The sequence below is a fragment of the Agrobacterium sp. 16-2014-1-2a genome (assembly GCF_053522705.1).
Map to the genome: position 1 here is coordinate 818,035 of NZ_JBNWBX010000001.1, position 18,051 is coordinate 836,085.

Genomic DNA, 18,051 nt, shown 5'->3' on the forward strand with positions numbered 1-18,051 from the left:
TGGTCAAACCTTGAATTGTCACGATTTCGCCTTCCTCCCAGTGGGGAGAAGGCAACCAATGCGAGTTGATGCGGCCCTTTCCCCGCTCACTGCCCCATGGTCGAGCGATGCGCCCAGCCGGTCATGCGCTTTTCGAGCCAGGCCATGATCGCATACATGACGATACCTTCCACGGCGAGCATCAACAGACCGGCAAAGACCAGTGGGACGTTGAACTGGCTTTGCGCCGAACTCATCATATTACCGAGGCCATAATTGGAGGCGACGGTTTCCGATACGACCGAGCCGACGAAGGCGAGCGTGATGGCGATTTTCAGCGAGCCGAAGAAGTAAGGCATGGAGCGCGGAATGCCGACCTTCAGCATGATATCCATCTTCCTGGCGCCAAGTGCGCGCAGCACGTCCTCAGTTTCCGGCTCGATGGTGGCCAAACCGGTCGCGACGTTGACGACGATGGGGAAGAAGGAAATCAGGAACGCAGTCAGAACCGCAGGAACAGTGCCGATGCCGAACCAGATGACGAGGATCGGCACCAACGCCACTTTGGGGATGGCATTAAAACCGATCATCAGCGGATAAAGCCCGGCATAGATGGTTTTCGACCAGCCGATAAAGAGGCCGATGGCGAGACCCGCCGCGACGGCGATCGCAAAACCGAGCGTGGTGGTATAGAGCGTCTGCAGTGAGTTCTTCCAGATCGGCGACCAATATTGCACGATGGCCTGCCCCACACGCACGGGCGATGGCAGAATGGTTGGCGGCATTTTCAGCGCGTAAACCAGCAATTCCCACATTGCAAACAGCGCCAGCGTATAGAGCCAGGGGGCGGCCTTCACCCAGTTGACCCGGGCGATCAGCGGTTTCGACGGCGCGGTTGCCATGCTGCTTTCCACAAACGCACTCATGCCGCCACCCTCGCCTGCGCTATCTCGCCATGCAGTTCCTGCACCATGTCGTTGAAACCCTTGTCATACATGATATCCAGCTGGCGCGGTCGCGCAAAAGGCACGCGGTGTTCCGCCAGCACGCGGCCCGGCCTTGCACTCATCACGAAAATCTTGTCAGCGAGAAAGGTCGCTTCGCGCAGATCGTGTGTCACCAGAATGATGGTGACCCGCTGCGCCGTATGCAGATCGCGGATGACGCACCACAGTTCCTCGCGGGTGAAGGCGTCGAGCGCGCCGAAGGGCTCATCCAGCATGAGAAGGTCCGGCTCGTGGATCAATGCGCGGCAGAGATTGGCGCGCTGCTGCATGCCGCCGGAAAGCTGCCAGGGGAATTTCGAGCCGAAGCCTTTGAGGCCGACGATTTCCAGCAGGCGTTCGGCTTTGGCGACATATTCGGCCTTATGCGCGCGCAGACGCCGGCGGTGTTTCTCGACGATCTCCAGCGGCAGCAGGATATTTTCGAGCGTCGTGCGCCAGGGCAGCATCGTCGGGTTCTGAAACGCCATGCCGACAATGGACACGGGTTCCGTGACCTGCCGCCCGGCCACGATGACATTGCCCTTTTGCGGAATGTGCAGCCCCGTTACCAGCTTCATCAGGGTCGACTTGCCGCAACCCGACGGGCCGACGACAGCAGCGAATTCCCCCTTGTCGACCGTCAGGTTGAGGCCGGATACAGCCAGCGTTCCGGCCGCCCCGCCGTAACGCATGTCGACATTGTCTATTTCCACGAGATGTGACATCGCAGTCCCCTTTTCAGCCCCCCATGCTATTTAAAAATTGCAAACCGCCCGGACCGGCAAGCGATCCGGGCGGTCGCCGTGACATCAATCAGGGAAGCATGCGCTCTTCCTTGGGCGGCAGGTAAGCCGCGTCGAAGACCTGCTCTGCCTTGACGTTACCTTTCAGACCCATGGAAACTTTCAGGGTCTCGAGGGAGGCAGCAAGCCGGGCCGGATCGACGCCGCCCATGCCATTTTTCATCACATAGGGCGTCTTGATATTCATGCTGTTGGCCATGTTGAGGCGTTCCAGCTCAATCGCGCTGTCGAGCGTCTCGTTACGCTTGAGCACGGCCGCCACACCCTCTTCAGGGGCCTTGACGGAATCGGCGAAGCCCTTGGCCAACGCCTTGAGGAAACCCTTGACGGCATCAGGGTTTTTCTCAGCAAACTCAGTGTTTACCAGCACGGCATTGCCATAAAGATTCAAGCCATGCTCGGCCATCAGGATGGTCGAGATATCGTCATCGGCAATGCCCTGTTTTTTCAGGTTGAGGATCACCGAAAAGGCAAAACCGAAGACGCCGTCGACATCACCCTTCGCGAGCATCGGCTCACGCACCGGAAAGCCGATCGATTCGATCTTGATCTTGCTGTCGTCCAGCCCCGCGACCTGCTTGAAGGCTGGCCATTGCGCAAAAGCGCCATCCGGCGGCGGCGCGCCGAGTTTCTTGCCTTCCAGCGACTTCGGGTCGCCAGTGACACCAAGCGACTTGCGGCCGACGACGGCAAATGTCGGGCGTTCATAGACCATGTAAACGGCCTTGACCTTCTGGCTCGGATCCTCATCGAGGAACTTGATCACCGAATTGATGTCGCCGAAACCCATCTGGTAAGCGCCGGTTGCCACGCGCGGAATGGCCTCCACCGAGCCGTTGCCGCTGTCGATCGTCACGTCGAGGCCTTCGGCCTTGAAGTATCCCTTGTCCAACGCCAGCAGGAAACCTGCTGCAGGTCCCTCGAATTTCCAGTCGAGCGTGAATTTCACCGGCGTTTCGGCATGGGCGCTCGTTACCGGCAGCGACAGCCCGGCAGCGGCACCGACTGCAGCAATGGCCAGAGCTCTCGACAACAACCTACGCGTTAATATCATCTGTTCCCCCTGATGGTTATGGTTGGATTGGTTGCATAAGACCCAATTCCAGCCATCAAGGCAAGATAAAATTGCATACAAAATAGCCGTTATTTTGTATGCTTATTTTAAAGGCATTCTTGGTCAACCGGCAGGCAAAAAGCCCGATTTTTGCCCATCCCGCATGCAACGAAGCGACAGCAATATCGTTCACGCAGCGAACACAGCGTTCTCACTTGCCGGGGTTGCGGATCAGGCGCAGCGTGGGACAAATAGGGCCACAAACAGCAGGCAAAACGGCGGGGACGGCAAGATGAATTCTGCACTGGGCATACACCACATCACGATGATCACCCGGAAGGTGCAGGCGAATGTCGATTTTTACGCCGGCTTTCTGGGCTTAAGGCTTGTCAAACGCACTGCCGGTTTTGAAGATGCCATGCAGCTTCACCTGCTTTACGGCGATGGAAACGCCTCGCCCGGCTCGCTTTTGACCTTCCTCGTCTGGGAAGACGGTGGGCAGGGCCGCGTGGGTTATGGCCAGACGCTGGAAGTTTCACTGGCGATCGACCCTGCCAGCATTGGTTTCTGGCTGACGCGCGCGCTGAAATTCGGCATCCGCGCGGAGGGCCCATCCGACGAATTCGGAACCCCTGTCATCCGGTTGAAAGACCCTGACGGCCTGATCGTCAAGCTGGTCGGCACGAACGCCTTCGCCGATGCCACGCCGCATGTGACAAACGACATCCCCGCAGAAGACGCCATTCGCCGGATTTATGGCGCGACGATGCTGAGCGAGGTGCCGGAAGAAACCGTGGCGTTCCTCACACGATATTTCGGCTACCGGCAGGAAAGCCAGACGGGCGCGATCCGACGGCTCGTCTCGCAAAGCGGCGACATCATCGACGTGCGCGACGCGACCGGCTTCTGGTCCAGCGCCCCGGGCACCGGCACTATTGACCACATCGCTTTCCGCGCGAAGGATCTGGAAGAGTTGAACGCGGTTCTGGCCGAGCTGAAATCGCTGAATTCCAGCACCACGAATGCCCACGACCGGAAATATTTCCACTCGCTTTATGTCCGCGAACCGGGCGGCGTGCTGATTGAAATGGCGACCGACGCTCCCGGCATGACCGTGGACGAACCGCTGGAGGCACTCGGCGAAAATTTGTTCATCCCGCCACTCTTCATGAAGGACGAAGCGGATGTGCGCGTTGCGCTGCCGCAATTTTCGATGCCGGGCGAAGAACGTATCGTCTATCGCGACCTGCCCTTTGTGCACCGCTTCTATACGCCCGAGAAGCCGGATGGCAGCACCATCATTCTGCTGCACGGTTCCGGCGGCAGTGAAACCAGCCTGATGCCGCTGGCGCACCGGGCTGCTCCGGGCGCCACGCTTCTCGGCGTCCGTGGCCGCAGCACGGAGGAAGACATCGCCCGCTGGTTCAGGCGTCTGCCTGATTTCAGCTTCGACCAGAAGGATATCGTCTCGGAAGCGGAAGCCTTTGCCGCCTTCATTGACGGCGCCATTCGGTCCTATGGTCTGGATCGTTCGAAGCTGCGCTTCATCGGCCATTCCAACGGCGCAAATTTCTATGCGGCCTTTGCGGCACTCTACCCGGAGCTTGCCGGGGATGCGCTGCTTTATCGCCCATTGCCGATTCTCGATAGATGGCCGGAAAGTGATCTTACCGGACGCAACTTCCTGCTCGTAGCCGGAGAACGCGACAAATATCGCGACAGAGCGGCAGATGTGCAAGGCAGGCTTGTGGCCGGCGGCGCGCGGGCAGAAGTGCAAATGATCGATGACGGTCACGATCTTGGGTTTGCCGATATCGAAGCGGCACGGCACTGGCTTGCGGCGTGACATCTGACGATACCGCGTTGCCTCGTGGTTTGTTCTCCCCCGCCGGGCAAAAAGCCACGGCAGCGGTATAAGGGGCAAAGGCCGTGAGATTGAGCAACGTTTTCCCCTCATCCGACCCTTCGGGACACCGTCTCCCCGGCGGGGAGAAGAAACAAACGACAACCTCCCGCATCCCTCAACCAAGCCTTGCATAAATTCGCCAAAACGGCTTTAAAAACAGCTTAGTAATTGGAGAGTCTGTTTGGAAATCCCGTTTCTCATCCTCGCCGTCATCGCAGCCTTCATCTATACGCTGGTCGCAAGCATCCGCAATTCAAGCCGCATCAAGTCGCTGGAGCGTGAGCTTAACGGCCTGAAGCGGCTGATGGCCACCGGGGCGGCCTCTCCTCTTGCCGCACAGGCGGAGGCGGATGCAGCCGCGGAAAACCCGGATTTCAGGGCGGAAGAAGAAAACCGGGCTTTGCCGGAAGAAGAGTTCGTCGAAACGGAATATCCGTCCGAAACCGAAGTGGCCGCGGCCATGGCGCCGGCGGAGAACCTTGCCAGCGCGGAAGAGACAAGTGCGCTTTCCACTGAGGCCGCATCCGCGTCAGCCCCGAAGGAAAGCTTCGAAAGTCTGCTGGGCGCACGCTGGGCAGTGTGGGCAGGTGGGCTGGCGCTGGCGCTCGGCGGCATTTTCCTGATCAAATATTCGATCGAGTCTGGGCTCCTGAGCCCGGCCGTGCGGCTTTCGCTCGCCGCCATTTTCGGCCTCGGTCTTGGGCTTGCCGGCGAGGCGATCCGCCGCAAGGCCGTGCCGGGCATCGCTACGACCTATTCCAACGCCATGATACCGGGCGTGCTGACGGCCGCCGGCGCATTGACGCTGTTCGGCGTGGTTTATGCGGCCTACGGCATTTACGACTACATAAGCCCCACCACCGCTTTCATCCTGCTCGGGCTTGTCGCCTTCGCCACTATTGGCCTTTCACTTCTGCATGGGCAGGCGCTCGCCGGTCTTGGCCTTTTGGGCTCTATGCTGACGCCTGCGCTGATCGCCACCGAAACGCCTGATGTATGGGCGCTGTTCATCTTCCTGACGATCTCCTGGCTCGCGACAGCTGCTGCCGCGCGCAGGCAGCGCTGGACCGTGGCTCCCTCGCTTGCCAATGCCGGTCTCGGCCTCTGGGCGCTCGGCTATATCGCCATCGCCGACACGATCAGTGCCGCACCTCCGGTCCTTGCGCTGCTCGTCATGCTTGCGGGTACGATCTTCCTCTGGCCCGGACGCTATTTCGACACAGCACCTGCCGGAACGGGAGAAACCGTAACTTCCGGGCGGCGCGCCGTTCGCGCCATGCGGCTTTTGCTGCGCCCGTCGCTTGCCATCAATCTCACCGTCTCAATGGCCGTGATCCTGCCGGCATTCAGCTTTCTCGTCATCGGCGCCGGCATCGACCTTCATCCGGCCGTGATTGTCTCAGCGCTCATCGCAGGGCTGGCGGCCCTTGGTGCTTCCCGCCGCAACGCGGTCTGGCCCGCCATGATCGCAGCACTTGGTGCGCAGGCTGCGGTCTCGGTGATGTCTCGCTCCGGGCTCGATTTCATTGGCATCATCAACGATACCTCGATTGCGCTGCCGCCGGTGCGAACCGGCTACATGGCTGAAATCGCCATGGCGCTTGGTCTTGGCGCCATTCTTTTGCTCTGCGGTTTTTCCTTCCTGAAACGCAAGGGCGCGGACGATCCGGATTTCGCCCAGTTCTGGGCGGGGATTGCAGCTCTCTTCCCGGTCTGGCTCGGAACCGCGAGCTTCGTCGAATATGGAAATCTCGGTCGTGACTGGCTGCACGCAGCCTATGGCCTCGGCCTCGGTTTCGTGCTGATCGCCGCTGCCGAATGGCTGCACCGACAAAACAACGAGGCCTATCGCAAGCCGCTCAACATCCTCGTGCTAGGCTCCTTTGCCGCATTCGCGCTAAGCCTGCACACGCTGACTGAGGGGCTTACGACAACCATACTGCTTTCCGTCATCGGTTTCGGTTATGTGCTGGCAACCCGCCAGCGCAACTGGGATGTGCTGCCCTGGGTCATGGCGATTGCAAGCGTCGCCGTTCTCGGCCGCATCGCCTGGGAGCCGACCATCGTCGGGCCGCAAAATCTTGGGCTCACGCCGGTCTTCAACGCGCTTCTGCCGGGTTACGGCATTCCGGCGCTGCTCGCTATCGTCTCCGCCTGGATGCTGCGCGACTGGCCGGGCTTCCGGGCAAAGAACTTCCTGCAGGCCATCGCCAGCCTGATGGGCCTGCTGGCGGTCGCAATCCTCATCCGCCATGCGATGAATGGCGGCACACTGGACGAAAGCGTGCCGACGCTTGGCGAACAGTCGATCTATACGCTGCTGACCATCGGTTTTTCAGGCGTACTGATGACGCTCGATTTGAAGAGCCCCAGCCCCGTCTTCCGTTACGGCTCGATGATTGCAGGCGTTATCGCCGTCATCAACGTGCTGGTGATGCATTTCTTCACGCTGAACCCCTATTTCACCGGCGAAAATACCGGCCGCATCCCGTTCCTCAACCTGCTGCTGATCGGTTACCTGCTGCCGGCGCTTGCCTATGGCGGCCTTGCCTATTACGCACGCGGCAAGCGGCCTGCAGCCTATGTCAGCCTGCTGGCCGTGGCGGGTGCCGCACTCGGCTTTGCCTGGGCCACACTTTCGGTCCGCCGTTTCTGGCAGGGTGAAAACATTGCCAACTGGAAAGGCTTCCTGCAGGGCGAGACCTACAGCTACTCGGTGGTCTGGCTGTTGATCGGCGTATTGCTGCTCATCGTCGGTTCGCGCTTCAATGCCCGCAGCCTGCGTCTGGCATCCGCCGCCTTCGTGCTGATCTCCGTCGCCAAGGCATTCCTGATCGACATGAGCAATCTTGAGGGCGTGCTGCGGGCGCTGTCCTTCATCGGGCTTGGCGCCGTGCTGATCGGTATCGGTCTGTTCTATCAGAAAATCCTCACCCGGCAGCCGAAGACATGATCCCGGCTGAGGCTTTTGCGCCCTATGAGGCGCTTGCGCAGGACCTTATCCCGCATGCCGCCGATGCGGGCGACGGCTCGCACGATCTTGCCCATATCCACCGCGTCTTCCGCAACGCCATGCGCATCCATGCGGGCGAAGGCGGCGATGGCACGGTGCTTGCGGCCAGCGTGCTTTTGCACGATTGCGTGGCGGTGGAGAAGAACTCGCCGCTTCGCGCGCAGGCCTCACGCCTTGCGGCGGAAAAAGCCTCCGGCATTCTGGCCGGGCTTGGCTGGCGTCAGGCCGATATTGACGCCGCCGCGCATGCCATCACCACACATAGTTTTTCCGCCAATATCGAGCCGCAGACGCTGGAGGCAAAGATCCTTAAGGATGCCGACCGGCTGGACGCCATCGGCATGGTGGGTGCTGCGCGTTGCTTTTATATTGCCGGGCGCATGGGTTCGGCGCTCTACGACCCGGCCGATCCGCTGGCAAAGGACCGCCCGCTTGATGATCGCGCCTTTGCCATCGACCATTTCGAAACCAAGCTGTTCAAGCTTGCGGATGGTTTCCGCACCGAAACCGGGCGAGAACTGGCAAAGGCCCGCCATGAGCGGCTGAAACAGGTGCTGGACCTGTTTCTCGACGAAATCTGAGGAGACCTGAATGCGTGTGACCGAACTCAACATCTACCCGCTGAAAAGCGCGCGCGGCATTGTCCTCTCGAAAAGCGATGTTTCGGCGGAAGGCCTGCCCGGCGACCGGCGCGCCATGCTGACCGACCCTTCGGGCCACTTCATCACCCAGCGCGAATTGCCTGATATTGCCACGGTTCTGGCACAGCACGCGGGTGGCGGCATGATGCTTTCGCGGGAAGCAGGTGGCGAGATTTTCGCCAAGCCTTCCGGGCAGCGCATGGATGTGGCCGTGTGGAAATCGATCGTCAGCGCCAATATCGCCGATAGCGAAACCAACGACACATTGTCTGAGTGGCTTGGGCGCGAGGTGAAGCTGGTGTTCTTCGATGACATCGCAAAACGCATCGCGAGCCTTGAATGGACCGGCAACGAAACGCCCGTCACCTTTGCGGACGGTTACCAGATACTCGTCACCACCACCGCTTCACTTGCAGCCCTTAACGACAATATGCGTGCAAATGGCGAGGACGCCGTTGGCATGGAGCGGTTCCGGCCCAATATCGTGCTGGAAACGGACGAGCCGTGGGCGGAGGATCGCTGGGCGGCGATCGAGATCGGCGGCATCCGTTTCGACCTCGTCAAGCCCTGTGCCCGCTGCATCATGACGACGCAGGACCAGATAACCGGCTCGCGCGATGTACCTTCCCCCATGAAGGCCATGGGCCGCATCCGCATGTCCGGCGACCGGCGCGTGCCCGGCCCGCTCTTCGGCTGGAATGTCACACCGCGCGGCAAAGGCAGGCTAGCTGTTGGCGATGTGGCAAAGGTAGTCGAGGAACGGCCGGACGGCTGGGCGATCAAGAGGCGTTAAGCTGCCGGGCGATGCATCTCACGATCTCATATCAAGGCTTCTTCGCACCGACGATCAGGAATATCGGACGGCGGTCTTCGTGTTTCATCTCCGGCCGCTCCGCCAGCAGGGCGGGATCGGGCCTCGGTTCCGCGAGCCGCGTGATCGCAAAGCCTGAAGTCAGCAGGGCGTTGAGAATGCCTGACACCGTGCGGTGATATTTGACGACATCATCCGCCATCCAGTTGGAATGGCGCACGCCCTCGTTCTGATAGTTATCGAGCGGCCAGTGCAGTATTTCGCCATCTTCGCCGTAGAACCAGTCCTGTTTGTCCAGCGCCGTGAACACGGGATGCTCGATGGAAAAGACAAAGTCGCCGCCGGATTTCAACACGGAGAAAACTCTCGCGAATGCCGCATCGAGGTCGCGGACGTAGTGCAGAGCGAGTGAGCTCAGTACCAGATCGAAGCTTTCAGGCGCAAAATCGATGTCCTCGATCGGGGCGCGGCGATATTCGATGCCGGGGCCGCCGTTTATCTCAGCGGCGCGGCGCAGCATATTTTCCGACAGATCGACCCCGACGACATGCGCCGCGCCCTGCTCTACGGCATGGCGGCAATGCCAGCCAAAACCGCAACCGAGATCAAGAACTGTCTTGTCTTTCAGCGCTGGCAACATGGCGCGCAGCTCATGCCATTCGCCCGCCTGACGCAGTCCCTCCAGAGAGCGTGGCATGGCGCTGTAGCGCTCGAAAAACTGCGGGTCGTCGTAAATATTCTGCTTCATCGTTGCCTCACCTTGCCCGATGGCATTTCACCTGAGTGTCTCATCAATCGCACGAATAGTGCCGTCAAGAAAAGTTGCTAGTGGGGCAGCCTTGCAAAAGATAATATTCCTCTCATCAAAGGGGAATTTTGCGGCACAGCGTCCCACGGGGCGAGGTGCTGCATCGGGAGAGTTTCATGTCGCAAGCCACACGCCAAACCATGCCCTGGGCGATCATCGTCGCCGGGTCGCTGATCGCGGTCATGACCTTCGGGCCACGCTCGGCGATGGGCTTTTTCCAGCTACCCATGCTGGCCGATACCGGCTGGGACCGCTCCACCTTCGGACTTGCCATGGCGTTTCAGAACCTGTTCTGGGGTCTAGGCCAGCCATTCTTCGGCGCCATCGCCGATAAATTCGGCACCGGCCGTGTGCTCGTGCTTTCCGGCTTTCTCTATGCGGCTGGCCTCATCTGCATGTCCTTCGGCACTTCGCCCTTCTGGCTGCATTTCGGTGGTGGCGTGCTTGTCGGGCTTGGCATTGCCGCTGGTTCATTCAGCGTCATTCTTTCGGCCTTCGCGCGGCATGTTACGCCGCAGCAACGCTCGCTTGCCTTCGGCATCGGCACCGCGGCGGGATCGGCGGGCATGTTCCTGTTTGCGCCAATCAGCCAGGGCCTGATTTCCACCTATGGCTGGTCGGACAGTCTCGTCTGGCTTGCCGTAATGATGATGCTGGTGCCACTGCTGGCCTATCCGATGCGCGGCAATTCCTCGTCCGGCAGCCAGTCGCAGACGCAATTCAAGCAGACGGCAGGCGAGGCGCTGAGAGAAGCGCTCGGCCACAAGAGTTATCTGCTTTTGACCACCGGCTTTTTCGTCTGCGGTTTTCAGGTGGCCTTCATCACCGCGCATTTTCCGGCCTATCTCGGCGATATCGGCATCGAACCCCGCTATGCGGTCATCGCCATGGCGCTGATCGGCTTCTTTAACATCATCGGATCGCTGGCCGCCGGCGTCATTGCCCAGCGTTACTCGAAACCCTATCTGCTGGCCTATATCTATATCGCCCGCTCAATTGCCGTTACGGCTTTCCTGCTTCTACCGCAAACGCCGCTTTCGGTCATCATCTTCGCGGCCGTGATGGGCATCCTGTGGCTTTCCACCGTGCCGCCGACCAATGCGCTGGTGGCGATCATGTTCGGCACGCGCCATCTCGGCATGCTGGGTGGCGTCGTATTCCTGTCGCATCAGATCGGCTCGTTCCTCGGTGTCTGGCTCGGCGGCTTCCTTTACGACAAGCTCGGCTCCTACGATCTCGTCTGGTGGCTCGGCGTCGGCATGGGGATTTTTGCGGCCATCGTGCATTGGCCTATTCAGGAACGACCCGCACCTCGGCCAGCAATGGCCTGAGGCTATACCGCCTTATCGAGCGCAGGCAGCACCGCCTTGCGCTCCAGTGCCTTCAACGCCGCCTGCACGAAACCGTCGCGGGCGGCGTTTTCATTGAGGCCGCGTGGATCATAAACATGGCGGTTGAGGAAATGGGCGGTGAGACGGAAGGCGGCCGCGAGGCTGTCGCGATCGGCGGCCTTCGACTGACCTTCGCTCAGGAAAGCGGGAAGCGAAAGCATACGCGCCGCATAGGGCGCCCCCGCCGTACTACAGACCGCCCTGCCCGTTTTGGGCGATACATAGATGAGATCGGTGCGCAGGCCCGTTGCCGCGCATTCCGTGAGATCGAGACCGAAACCAAGATCGTTCAGCACCGCCAGCTCGAACCGTACGAACAATTCGCCTGCATCGACCGGATCATGGAGATTGTCGAGAATGACGTCGAGCGCCTGATAGAGATGCGGATGCGGGTCACGCTCCGGCAAAAGGCGCAGCAACGCGCCCATGGCCTGCACGCCATAAACGGCGGTTGCCGTTTCCATCAATTGCGCTGCCCGCAACTGCAAAGGCTCAATGCGGAATTCGCCGAGATGGTCGTCAAGCCGCGCCCGCCAGATCACATCCACCCGGTTTCCCGCCTGCAGCACCGGCTGCATGCTGCGGGAGCGCCCGCCGCGCACCATACCCAGATGGCGGCCGCGCAAACGGGTCATCACCTCGGCGATGACGCTGGTCTCGCCATGACGCTTTACGCCGAGAATGATTGCCTCGTCCTGCCACTGCATGAAATCTGTCCGAATTCCGATTCAAGCCCGATCATAACCGATCTGACGGCGAAACGTTATTCTTTTACGGTGTCACGCGCCGCAGCAACGAGCGTCGTCACGAAATCGGCGATTTCGTTTTCACCGAAAGGCTTGCCCAGCAAGGGCGCATGCACGAGATCTTCGGGAAAACCACTCGTGTCGCCATAACCGCTGACGAAACCGAAGGGAATTCCGTGATCGCGAAGGTGGCGGGCAAAATCGTAACTCTTGCCGTCGGAAAGGCTGACGTCGAGAAGCACGCAATCGGCGCCATCCCGCCCTAATGCGTCCTGTGCCTGCGCAAGTGTCGTCGCAATCGTGATGGTTTCAACGCCGATGGACTGGAGAACCGCCTCGACGTCAAGCGCCACCAGATATTCATCTTCAACGATGATGCAGCGTTGTGGCACCATGTTTCTTCTTCTTTCAACGTGAAGGGAACCAGACGGATTTGCGCCGCTGTCGCCAATGTGATTTTCAAGCGCCATGTCGACAGAGTTCGCAAATTACGGACCCAACGTCATTTAAAAAAGACATGTCGAAAAAAGATCAGATGAAGGGTCTTGGCCGCTTTTCATCGTTTTGCCAACCGGCAACATGGCTCAGTCCGGCATCGTCCAGCACCAGACAGCCCTTGTCCGTCCAGCGAATCAGACCGCGATCGACAAGCTTTCTCAAGGTCTTGTTGGTGTGGACGATGGAGAGGCCAAGCGTATCGGCAACATGCTGCTGGGTTACCGGGATCGGCGTTTCACCCTGCACGAGATTAACCGCCTTTGCCTTGCTGTAAAGGAACGCGATGAGGTAGGCAGCACGCTCGATCGCGGTGCGCCGGCCAATGCTGAGCAAGTGGTTGTCGAGCATGCGCTCCTCGCTTGCTGCAATCCACGTCAGGTCATAGGCAAGGGTCGGATGATCGGTGAAGAGGTTGTTGAGTCGCGAGCGCTCGAAGACACACAGTGTCACCGGCGACAGCGCCTCCACCGAATGCTGCATTTCCCCCATGACCGTGCCCTGCAGGCCGACGAGATCGCCTGGCATGACATAATTGAGTATCTGCCGCCTGCCGTCTTCCAGTGTTTTATAACGGAAAGCCCAGCCTTGAAGGACAGTGTAGAGATGGGCGCTGTGCGACCCTTCCATCAAAATGACGGAACCGCTTTCGACCGCCAGTTCCCCTGTCTTGAAACGGGAGACGAAATCCAGTTCGGAAGAGGAAAAGTCCCTGAAATGCGGCAGGTCGCGCAAGGGACAGTGCTGACACGGGGTGGTGGAAATTCCGTTCGGGTTTTTTGGCGACATGAATATCCATCATCGAAAAAAAGGTTGCGCCCAATCGTTTTGGAACAACCCACCCGAATGCATTCGGTTCCCGATAAAAGGTTGAAGATATTCAGAATGTTCGTTGTGTGCCGTTCCGTTTCCGGCCGGCACATCCACATTCCTGTGCCTGTCACAGGAATGTGGGAGGAACCGGATGTGCCTTATCCCCGCGGAAATTCCAGGCCCATTTCGCGGAAACGTTCGGGGTCGTCGCCCCAGTTTTCGCGAACCTTGACGAACAGGAAGAGGTGGACCGGCTGTTCGAGGATTTCAGACAGTTCCTTGCGCGAGGCGGTGGAGATCGCCTTGATCGCGTCGCCGTTCTTGCCGAGAGCGATCTTCTTCTGGCTGTCGCGCTCGACATAGATCACCTGCTCGATGCGCACGGAGCCGTCCTTGCGCTCTTCCCACTTCTCCGTCTCGACATGCGAGGCGTAGGGAAGCTCCTGATGCAGACGCAGGAACAGCTTCTCGCGGGTGATTTCGGCGGCGAGCTGGCGCATCGGCAGATCGGAAATCTGGTCTTCCGGATAATACCACGGACCTTCCGGCAGGGTATCGACCAGATAATCCATCAGGTCTTCGCAGCCCGAACCGTTGGTGGCCGAAATCATGAAGGTCCGGTCGAAGGTCACGTGCTCATTGGCGGCGGCAGCAAGCTTCAGCAGGTCTTCGCGCTTCACCTGGTCGATCTTGTTAAGGCAGAGGATTTTCTTCTGCGGAACATCCTTCAGCCCCTCGAGAATCGCTTCCGCGTCACCCTTCAGGCCGCGTTCGCTGTCGATCAGCAGCAGGATGAGATCCGCATCCTTCGCTCCGCCCCAGGCCGAGGTGACCATGGCGCGGTCGAGCCTGCGGCGCGGCTTGAAGATGCCGGGCGTGTCCATGAAAACAATCTGCGCATTTTTGTGAATGGCGATGCCGCGCATCACCGCGCGCGTCGTCTGTACCTTGTGGCTGACGATCGAAACTTTTGCACCCACCAGCCTGTTGACCAGCGTCGACTTGCCGGCATTGGTCGGGCCGATGAGGGCCACGAAGCCGGAGCGGGTCGGAAGGGCGATGTCTTCGCCGGCAACGGCGGGGTTTTCGTGATCGGTCATGATATCCATTCAAGGTCTGAGGTATTCAACATGCGGCCACAAGGCTCGCCATGCGCTCGATTTTAGCGCCACTATCTTTCGGGCGCTCAGTTCTAGGTGGAGCTTTTCTGCCAGACGCCTTCGCGTTCCAGCAATCTGGTTGCTGCCACCTGTTCGGCTGCGCGCTTGGAACGCTCGACGCCGGTTTCCGGCTTCACGCCGGGAATTTCCACCGTCACGGTGAAGCTGGGATCGTGATCCGGTCCGGAGCGATCGTCAACCCGATAAGCGGGCGTAACCGCAAATCTGGCATGCGCCCATTCCTGCAATTCAGTCTTGGCATCGCGCCGTCCGGCATCCACGCGCGTTGCGCGGCCCTGCCAGTATTTCAGAATGAACTTGCGGGATGCCTCCAGACCACCATCCAGATAAAGAGTGGCGATCAGGCTTTCGACCACATCGGCGCGCACGTTCAGCATCGCCTTGCCGGTCAGCTTCTTCACATCCGATCCGGTGCGAATGAAATTATGCAGGCCCATTTCGTCGCCGATAGCGGCGCAGGATTCGGCGCTGACAAGCTGGTTGAGGCGAACAGAAAGCTCACCTTCGCTGGCGTTGCGGAAGGTGGAGAACAACAGTTCGGCAACACAAAGGCCGAGAACGCGGTCGCCCAAAAACTCCAGCCGCTCGTAATTGCCCGCCGCAGCGGAACGGGCACTCGCATGGGTCAAGGCCCGGTCGAGCCGGGCCTTTTCCTTGAATTCATATCCGATCAACGCTTCGAGACGGGAAATCTCCGCAATCGACAGCGGCTTGGTCTTGCTCATCCCACAACCTTGAAGAGACGGTCCCAGCGCATGTTGGACGGCCAGTCCCAAATGCGGCTGAACGGCGTGTCATTGCCCAGCGAGAAGAAGATGACGCTGGCGCGGCCGATCAGGTTTTCTTCCGGCACGAAACCGACGTCGAAACGGCTGTCGAGCGAGTTGTCGCGATTATCGCCCATCATGAAATAATGGCCTTCCGGCACCAGGAATTCGCGAGTGTTGTCGCCGCGCGAATCGGGCGACTGGTCGAGCGTGTCGAAGGTGACGCCATTATCGAGCGTTTCGCGGAACACCGGTACATTGGCGCCCGGATCGGCACGGTAATCGGAGGTGAAGGTGCCATCAGGCTGCTTCGGAACCGGCTGGCCGTTGATGAACAGCACGCCGTTCGTCACCTGGATGCGGTCACCGGGCAAGCCGACGAGACGCTTGATGTAATCGACTTCAGGATTGGGCGGCAGGCGGAAGACCACGACATCGCCACGCTTGGGCTTGCTGAATTCGAGGATACGGCCGGAAAACAGGTTCGGCGAAAAGGGCAGCGAATATTTCGAATAGCCGTAGGAGAACTTGTTGACGAAAAGATAGTCGCCTACCAGCAGCGTCGGCATCATCGAACCTGAAGGGATCGTGAAGGGCTGAAACAGCACGGTGCGGATGACCATGGCCAGCAGCAGCGCCTGAATGATGACCTTGACGTTTTCCCAGAGGGCGTTCTGCTTCTTTTCAGCTTTTTCGGACACTTAAAGACCTGCCTGATTGTTTACCGGTTCCTGCGATTTGACGGAGGCGTCCGGGCCGTTGTTGCTCGCGACTGCGGCGGGGTGAAGCAATTTTTCACGCAGCCAGCGACGCTTTCATATTTCTGCGACTTCTCTAGAACCTTTCCAGCCGGAAGGGAAGCGCTTCTGTCATACGCCTGCAAATAGGCCGCCAATGCGGCAGCCGCCGGTCTCAGTCGCTCACGGGAAGCGCCTCGATAATCACAAATGCCTGAGCGTAAGGGTAATCGTCCGTGATGGTCAGATGGATATTGGCGCGGTGACCGGCGGGCAGCATGGCCGCCAGCCTTTCTGCGGCACCGTTGGTGAGCGCCATGGTTGGCTTGCCGCCCGGCAGATTGACGACCCCCATGTCCTTCCAGAAAACGCCGTTCGCAAGGCCGGTTCCGAGCGCCTTGGAGCAGGCTTCCTTGGCGGCGAAACGCTTGGCGTAGGATGCCGCGCGGTTCTTGCGGCCATCGGACTTGGCGCGCTCGATATCGGTGAAACAGCGGTGCGTGAAACGTTCACCGAAACGAGTGAGCGAATGTTCGACGCGGCGGATATCGATCAGGTCGCTGCCCAATCCAAGGATCATTTCAACATCTCCAGAGACGCGTTTTTATTGGCGGCGCGATGCGCGAGATTTTCCATCTTGCGGCGCTGGAAACCGCTGATGAGGCTGTAGACGGTGATATAGGCGATCACCGCGCTCACGGCCGCGGGCAGAAGCGCACCGACGGTCATGGGTTCCAGCACCGGCCTCCATATCTGCCGGAATTCGAGGTGGCTGAACAGCGCAACGAAATCCACATGCGCAACCCCCGCCTCCTTCTGTCGTCCGAGCAGGAAATGCCCGAGTTCCCAGGTGGACGCCCAGATGAACGGAAATGTCAGGGGATTGGCGAAGGTGGTGCCGAGTGCTGCCGCAACGAGATTGACGCGCATGAGGAAACCGAGCGCCATGGCGATAATGATATGCACGCCGAGAAACGGTGTCCACGCCACGCCGATACCGAGCGCGACACCGGCGGCAATCGAATGCGGAGACGCAGACAACCGCAGGAGACGCAGCTTCATATAGCGCAGCGAACGGGTAAATCCCGTGCGCGGCCAAAAGAGGTCACGAATCTTCTCTGAAAAACCAACGGGTTCACGGCGGCGAAACGGCATGAGGGCAGTCTATTTCATCGCCCCGGCTGAGCCAAGAGCATCGTATACGACACGGGGATTTCTTTTGCAGGCATATTTTCCCCGTCATTCCGGCCGTTAGCTGGAATTCCGCCCACGCCACGTGGCACAACCGAGTATACGAACCTTGCCGAATACTCTGACGTCATCCTCAGGCTTGTCCCGAGGATTTGCAATCGATTGATTGAATGCAAGGCTACCAGATCCCTGGCACGCGCCAAGGATGACGTCGAGGAAACAAGCACCTCTCGCCGTCAAATTCGTTTCAAAAGCAGCATGTCCTATCATTTAGACCGGACAACGGCGAACGCCCGTTCGTAGCGCGCATTCACACAGCCTTACGAGACACGAGAAGGAGCTGACCGATAACGGTCACCCGCCTTCCAAGTCCCATACGCATGGCGAACGGCTGCCATGCGCTGAGTGCATTACCGGCGGAACAGGCCGCGGTCGATTTCGCGCTGGCGGAACTCGAGGTCGACATTCGACACGGAGCCGCTGAGATATTCGAATTCGCGTTCCTGGGTCGTCTTGCCACGAACTGCACGGGCGATCTTGCGAAGCGGAGTAAACATGATTTCATGTCCTTTCAGTTTGGAAATGGCGTTTCTCATCGGGGTAGGACCACCGGCACGCCGCGTTTTCCGTTTTCAATTTCTGAAAGGAAGATAGTCGCAAACCACATGCGCGACCAGAGACAGTAAAAGGCCGCTGCCATGCATCCAATGCATAACAGCGGCCTTTTGG

The 18,051-nt window shown here is 59.5% G+C and carries 18 protein-coding genes; 5 read left to right on the top strand and 13 right to left on the bottom strand.

Annotated elements, in window-relative coordinates; genetic code table 11:
- Positions 1–86: 86 nt before the first annotated feature.
- The 3 genes from ACQZ45_RS04130 to ACQZ45_RS04140 form a co-directional block, all read right to left on the bottom strand.
- Entirely contained in the window at positions 87–905 is an 819-nt protein-coding gene (locus tag ACQZ45_RS04130) for an ABC transporter permease (RefSeq protein ID WP_003512280.1), read from the bottom strand.
- Positions 902–1,690, bottom strand: coding sequence for an ABC transporter ATP-binding protein (locus ACQZ45_RS04135; protein ID WP_003512279.1), 789 nt, complete (start codon positions 1,688–1,690; stop codon positions 902–904). The genes ACQZ45_RS04130 and ACQZ45_RS04135 overlap by 4 nt, the downstream gene beginning before the upstream one ends.
- Before the next feature lie 88 nt (positions 1,691–1,778).
- Positions 1,779–2,822: an ABC transporter substrate-binding protein gene (locus ACQZ45_RS04140; RefSeq protein ID WP_113291443.1), complete on the bottom strand. Its 1,044-nt coding sequence runs from the start codon at positions 2,820–2,822 to the stop codon at positions 1,779–1,781.
- 292 nt (positions 2,823–3,114) lie between these two features.
- Here ACQZ45_RS04140 and ACQZ45_RS04145 point away from each other — a divergent pair, with 292 nt between their 5' ends.
- The 4 genes from ACQZ45_RS04145 to ACQZ45_RS04160 all read left to right on the top strand — a co-directional run bounded on the left by ACQZ45_RS04145 (position 3,115) and on the right by ACQZ45_RS04160 (position 9,175).
- Positions 3,115–4,668, top strand: coding sequence for a VOC family protein (locus ACQZ45_RS04145; protein WP_113291529.1), 1,554 nt, complete (start codon positions 3,115–3,117; stop codon positions 4,666–4,668).
- Positions 4,669–4,909: 241 nt separating this feature from the next.
- Positions 4,910–7,681, top strand: a complete 2,772-nt coding sequence (locus tag ACQZ45_RS04150; RefSeq protein ID WP_162736164.1) for a DUF2339 domain-containing protein — start codon at positions 4,910–4,912, stop codon at positions 7,679–7,681.
- Positions 7,678–8,322: an HD domain-containing protein gene (locus ACQZ45_RS04155; protein WP_113291442.1), complete on the top strand. Its 645-nt coding sequence runs from the start codon at positions 7,678–7,680 to the stop codon at positions 8,320–8,322. The genes ACQZ45_RS04150 and ACQZ45_RS04155 overlap by 4 nt, the downstream gene beginning before the upstream one ends.
- Positions 8,323–8,332: 10 nt before the next feature.
- A complete protein-coding gene (locus ACQZ45_RS04160; RefSeq protein ID WP_113291441.1) occupies positions 8,333–9,175 on the top strand; it encodes an MOSC domain-containing protein in 843 nt (280 codons plus the stop codon).
- 31 nt (positions 9,176–9,206) lie between these two features.
- On the opposite strand, the gene ACQZ45_RS04165 is transcribed toward ACQZ45_RS04160, so the two are convergent.
- A complete protein-coding gene (locus ACQZ45_RS04165; protein WP_113291440.1) occupies positions 9,207–9,941 on the bottom strand; it encodes a class I SAM-dependent methyltransferase in 735 nt (244 codons plus the stop codon).
- 176 nt (positions 9,942–10,117) lie between these two features.
- On the opposite strand from ACQZ45_RS04165, the gene ACQZ45_RS04170 reads away from it, so the two are divergent.
- A complete protein-coding gene (locus ACQZ45_RS04170) occupies positions 10,118–11,332 on the top strand; it encodes an MFS transporter (protein WP_003512255.1) in 1,215 nt (404 codons plus the stop codon).
- Between the two features lie 2 nt (positions 11,333–11,334).
- Here the strand turns inward: ACQZ45_RS04170 and recO are convergent, their stop codons facing one another.
- From recO to ACQZ45_RS04215, 9 genes are all read right to left on the bottom strand, one after another.
- Positions 11,335–12,099 (bottom strand): DNA repair protein RecO, encoded by a 765-nt coding sequence (recO, locus tag ACQZ45_RS04175; RefSeq protein ID WP_025592903.1) that lies wholly within the window; start codon positions 12,097–12,099, stop codon positions 11,335–11,337.
- Between the two features lie 56 nt (positions 12,100–12,155).
- Entirely contained in the window at positions 12,156–12,533 is a 378-nt protein-coding gene (locus tag ACQZ45_RS04180) for a response regulator (protein ID WP_025592901.1), read from the bottom strand.
- Between the two features lie 136 nt (positions 12,534–12,669).
- Positions 12,670–13,422, bottom strand: coding sequence for a Crp/Fnr family transcriptional regulator (locus ACQZ45_RS04185; protein WP_448742183.1), 753 nt, complete (start codon positions 13,420–13,422; stop codon positions 12,670–12,672).
- Positions 13,423–13,604: 182 nt separating this feature from the next.
- On the bottom strand, positions 13,605–14,555 hold the full coding sequence (era, locus tag ACQZ45_RS04190; RefSeq protein ID WP_013635798.1) for a GTPase Era: 951 nt from the start codon (positions 14,553–14,555) through the stop codon (positions 13,605–13,607).
- Positions 14,556–14,638: 83 nt separating this feature from the next.
- Positions 14,639–15,352 (bottom strand): ribonuclease III, encoded by a 714-nt coding sequence (gene rnc, locus ACQZ45_RS04195; RefSeq protein WP_003512245.1) that lies wholly within the window; start codon positions 15,350–15,352, stop codon positions 14,639–14,641.
- Positions 15,349–16,095 (bottom strand): signal peptidase I, encoded by a 747-nt coding sequence (gene lepB, locus ACQZ45_RS04200; RefSeq protein ID WP_003512243.1) that lies wholly within the window; start codon positions 16,093–16,095, stop codon positions 15,349–15,351. Before lepB ends, rnc begins: the two co-directional genes overlap by 4 nt.
- A gap of 211 nt (positions 16,096–16,306) precedes the next feature.
- A complete protein-coding gene (acpS, locus tag ACQZ45_RS04205) occupies positions 16,307–16,711 on the bottom strand; it encodes a holo-ACP synthase (RefSeq protein WP_003512241.1) in 405 nt (134 codons plus the stop codon).
- Positions 16,708–17,286 (bottom strand): DUF2062 domain-containing protein, encoded by a 579-nt coding sequence (locus ACQZ45_RS04210; RefSeq protein WP_003512239.1) that lies wholly within the window; start codon positions 17,284–17,286, stop codon positions 16,708–16,710. Before ACQZ45_RS04210 ends, acpS begins: the two co-directional genes overlap by 4 nt.
- Before the next feature lie 446 nt (positions 17,287–17,732).
- Positions 17,733–17,879: a hypothetical protein gene (locus tag ACQZ45_RS04215; RefSeq protein ID WP_003496944.1), complete on the bottom strand. Its 147-nt coding sequence runs from the start codon at positions 17,877–17,879 to the stop codon at positions 17,733–17,735.
- Between the last annotated feature and the right edge of the window lie 172 nt (positions 17,880–18,051).

Bases quoted from the DNA above. Each gene is read 5' to 3' on its own strand.
- ACQZ45_RS04155 (WP_113291442.1), top strand. From the start codon at position 7,678: ATGATCCCGGCTGAGGCTTTTGCGCCCTATGAGGCGCTTGCGCAGGAC.
- ACQZ45_RS04170 (WP_003512255.1), top strand. From the start codon at position 10,118: ATGTCGCAAGCCACACGCCAAACCATGCCCTGGGCGATCATCGTCGCC.
- ACQZ45_RS04210 (WP_003512239.1), bottom strand. From the start codon at position 17,286: ATGCCGTTTCGCCGCCGTGAACCCGTTGGTTTTTCAGAGAAGATTCGT.
- ACQZ45_RS04185 (WP_448742183.1), bottom strand. From the start codon at position 13,422: ATGTCGCCAAAAAACCCGAACGGAATTTCCACCACCCCGTGTCAGCAC.
- acpS (WP_003512241.1), bottom strand. From the start codon at position 16,711: ATGATCCTTGGATTGGGCAGCGACCTGATCGATATCCGCCGCGTCGAA.
- ACQZ45_RS04135 (WP_003512279.1), bottom strand. From the start codon at position 1,690: ATGTCACATCTCGTGGAAATAGACAATGTCGACATGCGTTACGGCGGG.
- ACQZ45_RS04130 (WP_003512280.1), bottom strand. From the start codon at position 905: ATGAGTGCGTTTGTGGAAAGCAGCATGGCAACCGCGCCGTCGAAACCG.
- era (WP_013635798.1), bottom strand. From the start codon at position 14,555: ATGGATATCATGACCGATCACGAAAACCCCGCCGTTGCCGGCGAAGAC.
- ACQZ45_RS04140 (WP_113291443.1), bottom strand. From the start codon at position 2,822: ATGATATTAACGCGTAGGTTGTTGTCGAGAGCTCTGGCCATTGCTGCA.
- ACQZ45_RS04165 (WP_113291440.1), bottom strand. From the start codon at position 9,941: ATGAAGCAGAATATTTACGACGACCCGCAGTTTTTCGAGCGCTACAGC.
- ACQZ45_RS04180 (WP_025592901.1), bottom strand. From the start codon at position 12,533: ATGGTGCCACAACGCTGCATCATCGTTGAAGATGAATATCTGGTGGCG.
- ACQZ45_RS04145 (WP_113291529.1), top strand. From the start codon at position 3,115: ATGAATTCTGCACTGGGCATACACCACATCACGATGATCACCCGGAAG.
- rnc (WP_003512245.1), bottom strand. From the start codon at position 15,352: ATGAGCAAGACCAAGCCGCTGTCGATTGCGGAGATTTCCCGTCTCGAA.
- ACQZ45_RS04215 (WP_003496944.1), bottom strand. From the start codon at position 17,879: ATGTTTACTCCGCTTCGCAAGATCGCCCGTGCAGTTCGTGGCAAGACG.
- ACQZ45_RS04160 (WP_113291441.1), top strand. From the start codon at position 8,333: ATGCGTGTGACCGAACTCAACATCTACCCGCTGAAAAGCGCGCGCGGC.
- recO (WP_025592903.1), bottom strand. From the start codon at position 12,099: ATGCAGTGGCAGGACGAGGCAATCATTCTCGGCGTAAAGCGTCATGGC.